At 63.7% G+C, this 15,012-nt stretch carries 12 protein-coding genes; 5 read left to right on the top strand and 7 right to left on the bottom strand.

The window, feature by feature from the left end:
- From ACIU1A_RS28700 to ACIU1A_RS28685, 4 genes are all read right to left on the bottom strand, one after another.
- A complete protein-coding gene (locus tag ACIU1A_RS28700) occupies positions 1-576 on the bottom strand; it encodes a Fic/DOC family protein (RefSeq protein WP_404925853.1) in 576 nt (191 codons plus the stop codon).
- A 4-nt stretch (positions 577-580) separates the two neighbouring features.
- Positions 581-787, bottom strand: coding sequence for a hypothetical protein (locus ACIU1A_RS28695; protein ID WP_140514236.1), 207 nt, complete (start codon positions 785-787; stop codon positions 581-583).
- Between the two features lie 105 nt (positions 788-892).
- The gene (locus ACIU1A_RS28690) at positions 893-2,578 is read right to left on the bottom strand and encodes a hydantoinase B/oxoprolinase family protein (protein WP_404925852.1); all 1,686 of its coding nucleotides are present in this window, start codon (positions 2,576-2,578) and stop codon (positions 893-895) included.
- A gap of 1 nt (position 2,579) precedes the next feature.
- Positions 2,580-4,664, bottom strand: a complete 2,085-nt coding sequence (locus tag ACIU1A_RS28685) for a hydantoinase/oxoprolinase family protein (RefSeq protein WP_404925851.1) — start codon at positions 4,662-4,664, stop codon at positions 2,580-2,582.
- Between the two features lie 222 nt (positions 4,665-4,886).
- Between ACIU1A_RS28685 and ACIU1A_RS28680 the strand changes: the two genes are divergently transcribed.
- From ACIU1A_RS28680 to ACIU1A_RS28660, 5 genes are all read left to right on the top strand, one after another.
- The gene (locus ACIU1A_RS28680; RefSeq protein ID WP_140514230.1) at positions 4,887-5,714 is read left to right on the top strand and encodes a ferredoxin--NADP reductase; all 828 of its coding nucleotides are present in this window, start codon (positions 4,887-4,889) and stop codon (positions 5,712-5,714) included.
- A gap of 207 nt (positions 5,715-5,921) precedes the next feature.
- Positions 5,922-6,962: a deoxyribose-phosphate aldolase gene (gene deoC / locus ACIU1A_RS28675; protein ID WP_140662495.1), complete on the top strand. Its 1,041-nt coding sequence runs from the start codon at positions 5,922-5,924 to the stop codon at positions 6,960-6,962.
- Positions 6,963-7,183: 221 nt separating this feature from the next.
- A complete protein-coding gene (locus tag ACIU1A_RS28670) occupies positions 7,184-9,556 on the top strand; it encodes an aldehyde dehydrogenase family protein (protein WP_404925850.1) in 2,373 nt (790 codons plus the stop codon).
- Positions 9,557-9,811: 255 nt separating this feature from the next.
- Positions 9,812-10,543, top strand: a complete 732-nt coding sequence (locus ACIU1A_RS28665) for an SDR family oxidoreductase (RefSeq protein WP_140625250.1) — start codon at positions 9,812-9,814, stop codon at positions 10,541-10,543.
- Between the two features lie 170 nt (positions 10,544-10,713).
- Positions 10,714-11,559 carry a fumarylacetoacetate hydrolase family protein gene (locus tag ACIU1A_RS28660; protein WP_404925849.1) on the top strand — a complete coding sequence of 282 codons (846 nt, stop codon included), beginning with the start codon at positions 10,714-10,716 and terminating at the stop codon, positions 11,557-11,559.
- Between the two features lie 266 nt (positions 11,560-11,825).
- On the opposite strand, the gene ACIU1A_RS28655 is transcribed toward ACIU1A_RS28660, so the two are convergent.
- The 3 genes from ACIU1A_RS28655 to ACIU1A_RS28645 form a co-directional block, all read right to left on the bottom strand.
- Positions 11,826-12,824 (bottom strand): ABC transporter ATP-binding protein, encoded by a 999-nt coding sequence (locus ACIU1A_RS28655; RefSeq protein WP_140491591.1) that lies wholly within the window; start codon positions 12,822-12,824, stop codon positions 11,826-11,828.
- 225 nt (positions 12,825-13,049) lie between these two features.
- The gene (locus tag ACIU1A_RS28650) at positions 13,050-14,111 is read right to left on the bottom strand and encodes a Gfo/Idh/MocA family protein (RefSeq protein ID WP_404925848.1); all 1,062 of its coding nucleotides are present in this window, start codon (positions 14,109-14,111) and stop codon (positions 13,050-13,052) included.
- Complete coding sequence (locus ACIU1A_RS28645; RefSeq protein ID WP_404925847.1) at positions 14,108-14,947, bottom strand: carbohydrate ABC transporter permease; 840 nt, start codon at positions 14,945-14,947, stop codon at positions 14,108-14,110. Before ACIU1A_RS28645 ends, ACIU1A_RS28650 begins: the two co-directional genes overlap by 4 nt.
- Positions 14,948-15,012: the final 65 nt, after the last annotated feature.

The raw sequence follows: 15,012 nt of genomic DNA, 5'->3' as shown, positions 1-15,012 counted from the left end.
CTACGCGATGATGTCTTCGATAAGCGTTTGAAGCGGCGCCTCGGAACCACCGAAGCTGTCAATCATCGCCTGAATAACGCGATCTCGCTCCAGGATATCGGCGTTGAATGTGAAGCCCGCATGTTCAGCAAGCATCGCAAGGAAGGTGAGTTGGGTACGGCCGTTGCCTTCGCGAAAAGGATGAACGGCATTGACCTCCGCAACGATGTGGGCCACGTGCCTCGCAAAACCGAGGCTGTCTAGGTCTGCCAAGGAGTCGGGGTCGCCAAGTTCACGGAACACCCGAACCATCTCGCCGGCGATGTGCTCGGGATAGCAAAACCAGCTGCCACCCTTGCCGATCCGGATGGTGCGCGGCTGACCGGCCCAAGCATACACGTCTTGGAACAGGTGCCGATGCAGGTGGAGATAGTGACGGTAGTCGAGTTCGCCTGCCGGAAGGGGCTCGTCCGCGCGAGTCAGGAACAAGGCGAGCTCGGCCTCATCGAGCTCTGCCTGCTCGCGGATATCAAGCAGATTTATAAGCACGGTCGTGCCGGGGTAGCAGAGTGGATCGAACTCGGCAGCGTAGACCAACGGCCTATTTCTTTTTGCGGATTTCTTCTTTGATCAGCGAGCGCCGCTCGTCACCGGACAACCCTTGCCGCACACCATGGTTGAGTATTTTCGCCATGCGGGACGACAACTTCATACCTTCGACAGCGCTGATTTTCTCGCCATGCGCTCTCGTCAGCACGAAATGACCCGTCTTGGCTGAGCGGCCGGTTCTTGAATTAAGATACTTCATTCGCAAATCATATCATGGACCCGCAGGAGAGGCCAAAACGATTTCCGAGCAAGCCGGACCAGGCCGCGGCCTTACTCCTCCGGGTCGAACAAGGCGCCAGCGAGTTCATGCGGCGCCGAACAAATCCCTGGCCTGTTCAGCCGTATAATAACCAAGCCTGACGTCCTGAGCCACCAGTTCCGGATCGCGCTCACGCGGATTGCCGTAGCCGCCACCACCCGGCGTACCGACGCGGACGCGGTCACCGGCCTTGAGCGCGATGTCCTGCTCCTTGGAGAGGTGCGGCGGCACATGTTCCTTCCCGTCGCGGATGACGGCCACCGTGTTGGGCTCGCCATCCCGGCCGCCGAGCGCGCCTTGCGGGCCGAAGCGGCCATGGTCCATGACGAAGGAGGCGCGGGCTTCTCCACGCAGGATCTCGACCTCGTAGGCAAGGCCAAAGCCGCCGCGATATTTGCCGGCGCCGCCCGAGCCCTCGCGCAACGCATAGTGACGGTAAAGCACCGGAAAGGCCTGCTCCATGATCTCGACCGGCGGCGACTTGGAAATGCCGATGGTCGAGCAGCCATTGGTCAGCCCGTCATGGCCGGCATTGCCGCCATAGCCGCCGCCGGAGATCTGGTACATGACATAGTCGCGGCCGCGCGCCGGATCGTTGCCGCCGAGCGCGAAATTGCCGCTGGAGCCGGCGGGCGCCGCCGTTACCTTGTCGGGCAGCGCCTGCACCATGGCCGCGAACACCGCCTCGGCGATGCGCTGCGAAACCTCCGCGGCGCAGCCCGAGACGGGCCTCGGATATCTGGCGTCCAGGAAGGTACCCTCCGGCCGCTTGACCTCGAGCGGCTCGAAGGCGCCGGCGCTGATCGGCACATCGGGGAAGATATGGCGCATGGCGAGATAAACCGAGGACAAGGTGGTCGCCAGCACGCTGTTCATCGGCCCCGCGCAGGGTTTTGACGAGCCGGCGAAATCGAAAGTCAGGGTGTCGTCCTTCTTCTCGACGGTGAGCGCGATGGTGAGCGGCTCGTTGACCACGCCGTCGGAATCGACGAAGGCCTTTGAGCAGTAGGTCCCGTCTGGAATGGCCGATATGTTGGCGCGCATCTGCTCGGCGGCGCGGCGGCGCAGTTCTGCGATCGCCTCGAGAACAGTTTCGTCTCCGTAACGATCTAAAATTCCATCGAGCCGATCCTGGCCGATCAGCAGTGCGGCAGCCTGCGCCCTGATGTCGCCGATGCGCTGGTCGGCGACGCGGATGTTCGAACAGATAATGGCGTAGATCTCCGGGTCGAGTACGCCTTTCTTGAACAGTTTGACCGGCGGCAGCCGCAAGCCTTCCTGCTCGACCGCCGTCGCCGAAGCCGAGAAGCCGCCGGGCACCGAGCCGCCAATGTCGGGCCAATGGCCGGTGTTCGACAGCCAGCAGAAAATCTTCCCGTCTCGGTAGGCCGGCATGACGAAGCGCACGTCCATCAGATGCGTGCCGCCGAGATACGGGTCGTTGACGATGTAGATATCGCCCGGCTCCGGGGCCAGGCAGCGGCCGTCGGCGATCATCTCGATCACCGTCCTGGTCGAATATTGCATGACGCCGACGAATACCGGCAAGCCCTGGCTGCCTTGCGCGATCAGCGAGCCGTCGACGGCCGAATAGATGCCGTCGGAGCGGTCGTTGGCCTCGGCGATGACAGGTGAGAAGGCGGCGCGGGAAAAGGTCAGGTCCATCTCATCGCAGACCTGCTGCAGGGCTGCCTGGAGGACCGAGAGCGTGATGGCGTCGAGCTTTTGCATCTCAGGCCTCGCCGATGTCGATGATGATGTTGCCGTCGGCGTCCGAGCGGGCGCGGTCGCCGGGTTCGAGCACCGTGGTAGCGTCCATCTGTTCGAGGATCGCGGGCCCTTCGATGATCGCATCGAGCGGCAGTTCTTCGCGTGCGTATACCGGCGTGTCATGCCAGCGCCCGCTGTACCAGACCGGCCGGATCTCGCGCCGGGCCTCGTCGAGTGTCTTTGCCCGCCCGGCGGGGTCGATCAGCCGCGACAGATCGATCGCCGGCCTGACACCCGTCACCGAGGTGTTCAAGTTGACCAGATTGGCGCGGATTTCCGGCAGCTCGACCTTGAAGCGCGCGAAATAGGCCTTTTCGAACAGCGCCTGCAGCTCCTGCCGGGTCACCGACGAGGACGGCAGCGGCACGTTGATGATGTGGGTCTGCCCGACGAACTGCATGTCGGCGGACTGGCTGACGCGGATGATTTCCGGTTTCACCGCCTCCTTGGCGATCAGCTCCTCGCCTTCGTTTCGATGCCGTTCCAATACTTCATGGAGGCGGCTTTCATCAAAAACGCCTACCGGCTGGTTGATGGTGTTGACGAAATCGTGGCGCAGGTCCGCGACAACGCAGCCGAGCGCGTTGGTGATGCCCGGCCGGGCCGGCACCAGCACCCGGGGCAGTCCGAGTTCGCGTGCCAAAGCGGTGGCGTGCAGCGGGCCGGCGCCGCCGAAGGCGAACAGCGCGAAATCGCGCGGATCGTGACCGCGCGACACCGACACCATGCGGATGGCGCCGGCCATCTTCATATTGCCGAGCCTGAGCACCGCGCCGGCTGCTTCGACGCCGGACAAGCCCGTCGCCTTGCCGATCCTGTCGGCGAAAATGCCGGTGACACGCTCTGATGTGACCGGATTGTCAACGGCAAGCAGCTTCTTCGACGCCAGCCGGCCGAGCACCAGATTGGCGTCGGTGATGGTCGGCTCCAGGCCGCCGCGGCCGTAGCAGATCGGGCCTGGATTGGCGCCGGCACTTTCCGGGCCGATCTGGATCAGGCCTGCCGCGTCGACGCGCGCGATCGAGCCGCCGCCGGCCCCGACCGTGTGCACCGCCACCATCGGCACATGGATGGGCATGGCGTATTCGATCTCGATCTCGTTCGAAACCGCCGGTTCGGCGTTGCGGATCAGCGCCACGTCGGTCGAGGTGCCGCCCATGTCGTAGGTGACGAGGTTTTCGAAGCCGGCGCGCTTGCCCGTGTAGGCGGCGGCGATGACGCCCGAGGCCGGGCCGGACATCACGGTCTTGGCCGATTCACGTGTGACGAAGCGGGCCGAGATCATACCGCCATTGCCGTTCATGATCAGGAAGTCGCGGGCGTAGCCTTTGTCGGCGAGTTCCTTGCGCAGCCGCTCGACATAGCGCTCGAGGATCGGCTGCACCGAAGCGTTGACCGAGGCGGTGACGCCGCGCTCGAATTCGCGCGCTTCCGACAGCAGCGCATGACCCGCGGTGATGTAGTCGTTCGGCCAGAGTTCGGCGGCGATCTCGGCGGCGCGCCGCTCGTGCGAAGGGTTAGCGTAGGAATGCAGGAAGTGGATGACCAGAGATTCGCAGCCGGCATCGATCAGCGCCTTCACCGCCTCGCGCATTTCGGCTTCGTCGAGTGGCATGCGTACCGCTCCCGACGCCTCGACGCGCTCGGACACTTCGAGCCGCAGGTTGCGCGGGATGACCGGAACAAAGGTGCCGGTCATGCCATAGGGCTGCGGCCGCGTGCGCCGGCCGAGCTCGATCACGTCGCGAAAGCCGCGCGTGGTGATCATGCCGGTCTTCGCCAGCCGGCGTTCGAGCACCGCGTTGGTGGTTGTCGTCGTGCCATGCACGATAAGATCGATGCCGTCGATCGGAAAGCCGGTGGTATCGAGCGCCGAAACGACGCCGAAGGCTTGGTTGTCGACGGTCGTGGGCGTCTTGGCGATATGTACCCGCCCGCCATCCTTGCCATCAATCAGAAGCAGATCGGTGAAGGTTCCGCCGACGTCGATGCCGGCGACAACACTGCCCAGGGAATCCGGCGGCTGCACCGAAAAATTCTCTTTCATTGTCGAAACCCGAAATGCTGGGACTACGGATATGTCACAGTTTGGAAAGGTGTTTTACGGCGGCATCTTGACGCAAATATCGTTTGTATACTAATAAATTCCGGACACAAGAGCTTACCGCTTTGGAGTGTGCGAGCAGCACGCCGGAACCTGAACGGTCCGGGCGCGCAGGAATAAGGTTTGGCGCCCGCGTTCGTGAGTTGGGCCAGAAGGTTGGATTTGATGAACACCACATCCGCGTTCAACACCGCCGGCGCCCGCCCGCTGCAATTTCCGATTCCAGCCAATGTCTATGCCGAAACCGTGGTCTCGGTGAAGCACTACACCGACCGGCTGTTCTCGTTCCGCATCACCCGTCCGCAGTCGCTGCGCTTCCGTTCCGGCGAATTCGTCATGATCGGCCTGCCCAATGCCGAGAAGCCGGTGTTCCGCGCCTATTCGGTGGCCAGCCCGGCCTGGGACGAAGAGCTGGAATTCTTTTCCATCAAGGTACCGGACGGCCCCCTGACCTCGGAGTTGCAGAAGATCCAGGTCGGCGACACCGTCATCATGCGCCAGAAGTCGACCGGCACGCTGGTGGTCGACGCGCTGACGCCGGCCAAGCGGCTGTTCATGATCTCCACCGGCACCGGCATCGCGCCCTTCGCCAGCCTGCTGCGTGACCCTGACACTTATGAAAAATTCGAGCAGCTGATCCTGACCCACACCTGCCGTGACAATGCCGAGCTGACCTATGGCCAGGAACTGGTGGCGGCGCTCGAAAGCGACCCGCTGATCGGTGAACTGACCGGCGGCCGTGTCACGCTTTACAACTCCACGACCCGCGAGGAGTCGGCGCGCATGGGTCGCATCACCGCGCTGATCGGCTCCGGCAAATTCTACGCCGACCTCGGCATAGAGAAGCTCAATCCCGAGACCGACCGCATCATGATCTGCGGCTCGATGCATATGCTGAAGGACGTCAAGGAAATGGCCGAGAGCCTCGGTTTCCAGGAAGGCTCGCTCAGCCATCCCTCGACTTTTGTCGTCGAGCGCGCCTTCGTCGGCTGAGGCCTGCTCTTCCCGGCGATCGACCTTTTGACCTTCTGGTCAAAAATTAGCTGCTTTCGCGGCCTTTTTTCAGCTACCCTCGCTTGAGGACTCGTGAAGCGCGGCTTCGCGGGCTATCTTCGTGCGTGTCGCCCAAAAGTGCCGAGCGGTTTGGGAAGACGATACACACCAAGACATAGGCGCAGTCGCTGAGTGAAAGGGCAGGAGATGAGCAGCACAATCCGCGAGGCCGAGGCCAAGGTGATGCCGCTGCCGGCGCGCGCCGCCGCCAACACCGCCCTCCCGCTGGATCATCGCATCGCGCGCAATCCCGGCATGAAGCTCGACCTCGGCTTTCTGGAGTCGGTGCGCAGCGTCAACCGCTCGGCGCTGGAACGGCGCGTCGCCAGCCTGACCAAGCGGCGCTCGATCAAGGCCGACAACCAGGCGGCCTGGCTGCTGCGGGCGATAGCCTGCATGGACCTGACGACGCTCAACTCGAACGACACGGAAGAGCGCGTGCGCCGGCTTTGCGCCAAAGCGATCAATCCGCTGCGCCGCGACATCGCTGAGGGCCTGGGCATTGCGGGCGAACCCATCCGCCCGGCCGCCGTCTGCGTCTATCATCCGTTCGTCGCCACCGCGGTCGACGCCGTGCGCGGCACCGGCATCCATGTCGCCGCCGTCTCCACCGCCTTCCCGCACGGTCTTGCGCCACTGTCGACCCGCCTCCAGGAGATCGAGGCCTCGGTGCGCGACGGCGCCGACGAGATCGACGTCGTCATCCCGCGCGGCCTGGTGTTCGGGGCCAAATGGCGCGAGCTCTACAATGAGATCGTCTCGATGCGCGCTGCCTGCGGCGATGCGCATCTGAAGGTCATTCTCGGCACCGGCGACCTCGCCACGCTGCGTAATGTGATGCTGGCCTCTATGGTGGCAATGATGGCGGGCGCCGATTTCATCAAGACCTCGACCGGCAAGGAAAGCGTCAACGCCACGCTGCCCGTCGGCCTTGCCATGGTGCGCGCCATCAGGGCTTATTTCGAGGAGACCGGCTATCTCATCGGCTTCAAGCCGGCCGGCGGCATTTCTACCGCCAAGGTGTCGCTCGACTGGCTGGTGCTGATGAAGGAAGAACTCGGCCGGCCATGGCTGGAACCGGAGCTGTTCCGCTTCGGCGCCTCGAGCCTGCTGACAGACATCGAGCGGCAGCTCGAGCATCACCTGACCGGGCACTATTCGGCCAATCATCGCCACGCGATGGCTTGAGTCAGGGCTCGAACGTGGAGCCCTACGGCGCCCCCTCTGTCCTACCGGACATCTCCCCCACACGGGGGGAGATCACGCGCTTCCTTGTTTTCGTCCATTTTCAACGTCGCAAGGGCAGCGACACGCTGAAACTGCCAATCTCCCCCTTGTGGGGGAGATGTCCGGCAGGACAGAGGGGGGCGCGACAGAGCGCTTGCCGAGGCAATTATCTGGAGGGCCCCATGAACATTCTCGAACGCTATCACGCCATGGAATACGGTCCGGCGCCGGAAGCCCGCAACGAGGCCGACGCCTGGCTTGCCGCGCGCGATTTTTCCAAGGCGCTGTTCATCGACGGCACCTGGAAGGCGGCTGGCGGCGGCAAGACCTTCGAGACCAGCGAGCCTTCTTCCGGCAAGCTGCTGGCCAAGGTTTCGGACGCGGGCGCCGTCGATATCGACGCGGCGGTCGCGGCGGCCAGCAAGGCGCTGCCGAAATGGTCGGCCTCCTCGAGCTATACCAGGGCCAAAGTGCTCTATGCCATCGGCCGCGCCATGCAGCGCCACCAACGCCTGTTCGCGGTGCTTGAGACGATCGACAATGGCAAGCCGATCCGCGAGAGCCGCGACATCGACGTGCCGCTGGCGATCCGCCACTTCATCCATCATGCCGGCTGGGCGCAGGCGCTGGACAGGGATTTCCCCGGCCAGAAGGGCGTCGGCGTCGTCGGCCAGATCATCCCGTGGAACTTTCCGCTCTTGATGCTGGCCTGGAAGATCGCGCCGGCACTTGCCGCCGGCTGCACGGTGGTGCTGAAGCCGGCCGAGTTCACGCCGCTGACAGCCATCCTGTTCGCCGAAATCTGCGAACGCGCCGGCGTGCCGAAAGGCGTCGTCAACATCGTGCAGGGCGGCCCGGAAGCGGGTGCGGCCATCGTCAAACACCCCGGCATCCAGAAGATCGCCTTCACCGGGTCTTCCGAAGTCGGCAAGATCATCCGCAAGGCTACCGCCGGCTCGGGCAAGAAGCTGTCGCTGGAGCTTGGCGGCAAGTCGGCCTTCATCGTGTTCGAGGATGCCGATCTCGACAGCGCCGTCGAAGGCCTGGTCGACGGCATCTGGTTCAACCAGGGACAGGTGTGCTGCGCCGGTTCGCGGCTGCTGGTGCAGGAAGGCATCGCCGACGCATTCATCGCCAAGGTCAAGGTCAGGATGAGCCGGCTGCGCGTCGGCAGCCCACTGGACAAGAACACCGATATCGGCCCGCTGGTCGATCTGACGCAGCTCGACCGCGTCAAGGGCCTAGTTGCCGAGGGCGCAAAACAGGGGGCGGTCTGCTGGCAGCCGGATGCGGCGCTGCCTTCATCCGGCTATTACCATCTGCCGACCCTCGCTACCGGCGTTTCGCCGGCTAATATTCTCGCCCAGGAAGAAGTGTTCGGCCCCGTTCTGGCGACCATGACGTTCCGCAACACCGAGGAAGCGATCGAGCTCGCCAACAACACCCGCTATGGCCTTGCCGCTTCGGTGTGGAGCGAAAACGTCAACCTCGCTTTGCACGTCGCACCGCAATTGAAGGCCGGCGTGATCTGGGTCAACGGCACCAATATGTTCGACGCCGCCTGCGGCTTCGGCGGCTACCGCGAGAGCGGTTTCGGCCGCGAGGGCGGGCGCGAAGGCATGTTCGAATATCTCACGGCAAAGCTGCCGCTCGGCCCGGTCATCAAGCCGGCGACAGTCTCGGCACAACCCGTTGAACAGGCGGATGGCGCACCAATCGACCGCACGGCCAAGCTGTTCATCGGGGGGAAGCAGACGCGGCCGGACGGCAATTACTCGCTGGCGATAGCCGCCGCCAAGGGCAAGCTCGCCGGCGAGGTTGGGCTCGGCAACCGCAAGGATATACGCGACGCCGTCGCAGCTGCGCGAGCCTGCAAGGCATGGCCGGAGGCGACCGCCTACAACCGCTCACAGGTGCTCTACTATCTGGCGGAAAACCTCTCCGGCCGGGCGGAGGAGTTCGCCGCCCGTCTCGTCCAGCTCACGGGCGCGACCGCCAAGGCGGCACGCGAGGAGGTCGACCAGTCGATCGAGCGGTTGTTCCTCTATGCCGGACTTGCCGACAAGTTTGAGGGGCGCGTGCACCAGCCGCCGGCACGGGCGGTGACGCTGGCATTGCATGAGCCGGTTGGCGTCGTCGGCATCGTCGCGCCCGACAATCAGCCGCTGCTCGGGTTTATCTCGCTGGTCGCGCCGGCGCTGGCTATGGGCAACACGGTGGTGGCGGTGCCATCGGAACGATATCCGTTGCTGGCCACCGATCTCTATCAGGTCATCGAATATTCCGACGTTCCGGCCGGCGCCATCAACATCGTCACCGGCCGCAGTGCGGAGCTTGCCGGCGTGCTGGCCAAGCATAACGATGTCGACGGGCTCTGGCTGTTCGCCGATGCCGAGACCTGCGCCAAGGCGGAGGCCGCGTCCGTCGGCAACCTCAAACGTATCTGGAGCGGCAATGGCCGTAGCCTCGACTGGGCCTCGGAAGAAGCCGCTGGCGATGCTTTGCTGCGCCGCGCCGTCGAGGTGAAGAATGTCTGGGTGCCCTACGGCGACTAAGCCGCCGTTGAGACAGACCGGGCAACGGCAGCAACAAGCCCGAGGATGGCGACCCACCTGGGCCGATTCCGAAGCTGCCGGCCTGCTGTCACAATGGAGATCGGGTTCGGGCTTGACGCTAGGACTTATGTTCTTTAACGAGAAAAAACATCTTTATCTGTGAACTGACAGAGCAGGCCACATCATGGCCTGTGACTGGCACATGACGCCTTCGCAGGCCGCCGATAAAGGCAGTTAACCCAGGAGGAGAACAGCATGGCGGATCTGGCAGGCAAGGTCGTCGTCATCACGGCAGCGGCGCAAGGCATCGGCAAGGCAAGCGCGCTGGCCTTCGCCAAGGCAGGTGCCGTGGTCCACGCCACCGACATCAACGAGACGCTGCTGGCGGAACTCGCCAAGACTGCCGGGATCAAGACACGCAAGGTCGACGTGCTCAATGACGAGGCGGTCAACACCGCCTTCGCCGGGATCGGCCGCGTCGACGTGCTGTTCAACTGCGCCGGTTTCGTCCACTCCGGCTCGATCCTGGAGATGAAGGACAGCGATCTCGATTTCGCTCTCAACCTCAACGTCCGCGCCATGATCCGCACCATCCGCGCCGTGCTGCCCGGCATGCTGGAGCGCGCAGACGGGTCGATCATCAACATGGCCTCGCTGGCGAGCTCGCAGAAGGGCGTGCCGAACCGTTTCGCCTATGGTGTCACCAAGGCTGCGGTGATCGGCCTGACCAAGGCAGTCGCGGCCGACTATGTCGGCAAGGGCATACGCTGCAACGCCATCTGCCCCGGTACGGTCGAGAGCCCGTCGCTGCAGGATCGCATGCACGCGCAGGGCGATTACGAAGCCGCGCGCGCCGCCTTCATCGCGCGCCAGCCGATGGGCCGGCTCGGCACGCCGGAGGAAATCGCCGATCTGGCCGTCTATCTGGCCGGCGCCACCTACACATCCGGGCAGGCTTACAATATCGATGGTGGCTGGTCGATCTGACCGGATCGAGGAGTCTGAAAATCCCGCTCACCGGCGATCACTATATGGTGTCCGCGCTTGCCCTGGATCAGGCCGGTGGTACGGTCCGCCGGCTTCCCCCAACGGGAGCCATTCGTTTCGGTGAAGAGTTTGCAAAAGGCCGCGAGGCCGCAACCAGGAGAAGGGTCTAAATGAAACTGCTGCGCTATGGCGAGGTGGGGAGCGAACGTCCCGGCCTGCTCGATGCGGATGGGACGATCCGCGACCTCTCCGCCCATGTCGCCGACATTGCCGGCACCACGCTTCACCCGGCCTCACTGGAGATGCTGTCCAAGCTCGACGCAAAGTCGCTGCCGGCGGTTTCCGGCAAGCCGCGGCTCGGCGCCTGCGTTGCCGGCACCGGCAAGTTCATCTGCATCGGCCTCAACTATTCCGATCACGCCGCCGAGACCGGCGCCACCGTGCCGCCGGAGCCGATCATCTTCATGAAGGCCAGCTCGGCCATCGTCGGACCGGACGATGACGTGCTGATCCCGCGCGGCTCGGAAAAGACCGACTGGGAGGTCGAGCTCGGCGTGGTCATCGGCAAAACGGCAAAATATGTCAGCCAGGCCGATGCGCTCGATTATGTCGCCGGCTACTGCGTCGCGCACGATGTCTCCGAGCGCGCCTTCCAGGCCGAGCGCCAGGGCCAATGGACCAAGGGCAAGAGCTGCGACACGTTCGGCCCGACCGGCCCATGGCTGGTGACCAAGGACGAGGTCTCGGATCCGCAGAACCTGAAGATGTGGCTGACCGTCAACGGCAAGACCATGCAGGACGGCTCGACGAAGACCATGGTCTACGGCGTCGCCTATCTTGTGTCCTATCTCAGCCAGTTCATGTCGCTGCATCCTGGCGACATCATTTCGACGGGCACGCCGCCCGGTGTCGGCCTGGGCATGAAGCCGCCGGTGTTCTTGAAGGCTGGCGACGTGGTGGAGCTGGGCATCGAAGGGTTGGGCCAGCAGAAGCAGACGTTCAGGGCTGACGAGTAAGCGCAACTTCTCGCTTCTCCTTTTGGTGCTCCGGAAGGATAGAAGACCGTTTCGCGCCTTTCCTCTCCCCCGTCGATCGGGGGATAGGTGTCGAGCGAAGCTCGACGGAGTGGGGGTCGACTGCTCGGCGAGAGACTAAGCCCTCGCTGAGTTGTGCCTGCTTTTCAGCGACTGCGCTTGGAAGAAGCGCCTTCCCCCACTCCGTCGCCGCTTCGCGGCGCCACCTCCCCCTCCGGAGGGAGAGGAAAGAAGACGCGCCGACATATCTACTTCAGCACCTTCCCATCCGCGCCAAACCGATAGGTCTTCGCCGGATCCGGCGTTGCATAAAGTGTCGCCCCCGGCTCGGCGTCATAAACACCGAAAATGCGCACGGTGATCAGCCCGGCCTTCTCGCAGTCGAGATAGAGATTGGTGTCGGCGCCGAGGTGCTCGGCATGCACGACCGTGCCTTTCCAGGCGCCGGATTTCGGGTCGACAGTCAGATGCTCCGGCCGCACGCCGATGCTCTTGGCGGTTTCCCCAAGCCTGGCGCCGTCGATGAAGTTCATCTTCGGCGAGCCGATGAAGCCCGCGACAAATTCGTTCGCCGGCGAATTGTAGAGTTCCATCGGTCCGCCGATCTGCTCGATTTTCCCGGCATTGAGCACCACGATCTTGTCTGCCAGCGTCATCGCCTCGACCTGGTCGTGGGTGACGTAGATCATCGTCGCCTTGAGGCGGCGATGCAGCTGCGCGATTTCCAACCGCGTATTGACGCGCAGTGCCGCGTCGAGATTGGACAACGGCTCGTCGAACAGGAACAGCTTTGGCTCGCGCACCACGGCGCGGCCGATGGCGACGCGCTGGCGCTGGCCGCCGGAGAGTTCGGCGGGACGCCTTTCCAGATAAGGCTCAAGCGACAGCATGGACGAAGCGATGCCGATGCGGCGGTCGATCTCGGCCGCCGGCGTGCCGGCCTGCTTGAGGCCAAGACCCATATTGTTCTTGACCGTCAGATGCGGATAGAGCGCATAGGTCTGGAACACCATGGCGATGCCGCGCTTGGCCGGCGGCGTGGCCGAGACATCCGCGCCATCGATGACCACCCGGCCCGAGGTCGAATCCTCCAGCCCGGCGATCACCCTCAGCAAAGTCGACTTGCCGCAGCCCGAGGGGCCGACGAAGACGACGAATTCGCCATCCGTCACTTCGAGGTCGATGCCCTTCAGCACCTCGACCGGGCCGAAGGCCTTCTTCACATTCTCGATCTTCAGCGAGCCCACGGCAGTCCTCCAAATTGATGAGTGGGCGCCAAGACGCCCCCCTCTGTCCTGCCGGACATCTCCCCCTCAAGCGGGGAGATTGGCAGCTTTGACGCTGAAACACTCTTTTTGACGTTTGTGATCGGCGAAGGCCATGCCGACAGCTGATCTCTCTCCTTGATTGGGAGATGGCCGGCAGGCCAGAGGGGGCGCCGTAGAGCGCAACCCCTGCCGCTAGCTCCCTTTTCACAATCGCACCGCCTTCCCGCTGCGCACGCTCTCGTCGGCGGCAAGGCAGACGGCGAGCGATTTCACGGCGTCGTCCATATGGCGGGTGAGATCGATATCCTCGCGGATCGCCTTGAGGACAAAAGCTTGTTCGAGATCGCAGAGATCCTGGTGGCCGGGTTCACCCGCCATCGACAGCATCTCGTCCGGCTTGGCGAACGTGCCGTCCGCGCCGATTTCCGCACTGTGCAGGCGGATGGTCGAGGTCTTGGTGTGGGTGTCGATGTCGTCGGACTTCACGCCTTCCTTCATGACAATCGACACGCAGCCCTTCGGCGAGATGACATCCTTCACGAAGAAAGCGGTTTCCGAAATCATCGGTCCCCAGCCGGCCTCGTACCAGCCGACCGAGCCATCATCGAACAGCACCTGGAGGTGGCCGTAATTGTACATCGTGGGCGCGACCTCGTCGGTCAGCCGCACGCCCATGCCGCGCACCTCGACCGGTCTGGCGTCGGTGATCTGCAGCATGACGTCGAGATAATGCACGCCGCAGTCAACGATCGGCGAGGTCGTGCGCATCAACTGCTTGTGCGTCTCCCAGGTATGGCCAGAGGACTGCTGGTTGAGGTTCATGCGGAAGACATAAGGGCCGCCGAGCTTGCGCGCCTCGGCGATCAGCCTGATCCAGGACGGGTGGTGGCGCAGTATGTAGCCGATCACCAGTTTCCTGCCATTGGCCTTGGCGGCCGCGACGACGCGCCTGGCGTCGGCCACCGTCGTCGCCAGGGGCTTTTCGACGAAGACATGGCAGCCGGCCTCGAACGCCCTCACCGCATAGCCGGCGTGGCTGTCGGAATAAGTGGCTATGCAGGCGACATCGGGCTTTTCGTCGCGCAGCGCATCGTCGAAGGAGCGCCTGATGCCGTAGCCCGACAGCTCATCCGGCAGCGGCACGTCGGAGCGGTTGATCAACGCGGCGATCTCGAAGCCCGGATTGGTGTGATAGGCGAGCGCATGGCTGCGGCCCATATTGCCGAGGCCGGCGACGACGACGCGAAGGGGCGATTGCGAATTCACTTGACGGCTCCTGACGTGATGCCGCGGATCAACTGCCGCGAGAAGATGACGTAGAGGATCAGCACCGGCATGATCGCCAGCGAGAGCGCGGCCAGGATGGCGTTCCAGTTGGTGACGAACTGGCCGAGGAAGAGCTGCGCGCCGAGGGTCACAGTCTTGGTCTCTTCCGACGGCGCCAGGATCAGCGGGAACCACAGATCGTTCCAGATCGGGATCATGGTGAAGACGGCGACTGTCGCCATCGATGGCCGCACCAGCGGCAGCACCAGCCGGAAGAAGATGGTGTATTCCGACAGGCCGTCGATGCGGCCGGCGTTCTTCAGGTCGTCCGACACCTGCTTCATGAATTCCGACAGAATGAAGACGGCCAGCGGCAGGCTTTGCGCGGTGTAGACCAGGATCAGCGCCGTCAGCGTGTTGACCAGCCCGCTCGCCACCATCAATTGCAGGATGGCGACGGTGGCCAGCCGGATCGGGATCATGATGCCCAGCGCCAGATAGAGGCCCATCAGCGTATTGCCGCGAAAACGGTATTCCGACAGGGCGAATGCCGCCATGGCGCCGAACAGCAGCACGAAGAACAGCGAGGCGACGGTGACGACGAGGCTGTTCTGGAAATAGTGGATGAAATCGCCCTGGCCGATCACCGTGGTATAGCCGATCAGGTCGAAGGTCTTTGGCGTCGGCGGTGTCAGCGGCGCGCCGAATATGCCGGCGCGGGATTTGAACGAATTCATGATGACCAGGATCACCGGGAACAGCGCAATCGCCGTGTAGGTCAGGAGGATCGCATGGGCGCCGATCGTGCGGGGCAGCGAACGGGTGGCGGTGCTCATTGGATGGTCTCCTGAGGAGCTACTTTGCCGAGGAACAGCACCCAGCCACCCCCTCTGGCCTGCCG

The organism is Mesorhizobium maamorense (genome assembly GCF_044998965.1).
In the GTDB taxonomy this organism is placed as follows: domain Bacteria; phylum Pseudomonadota; class Alphaproteobacteria; order Rhizobiales; family Rhizobiaceae; genus Mesorhizobium.
The sequence above is the reverse complement of the archived record's forward strand: the minus strand, read 5'-3'. Positions and strand labels throughout refer to the sequence as shown.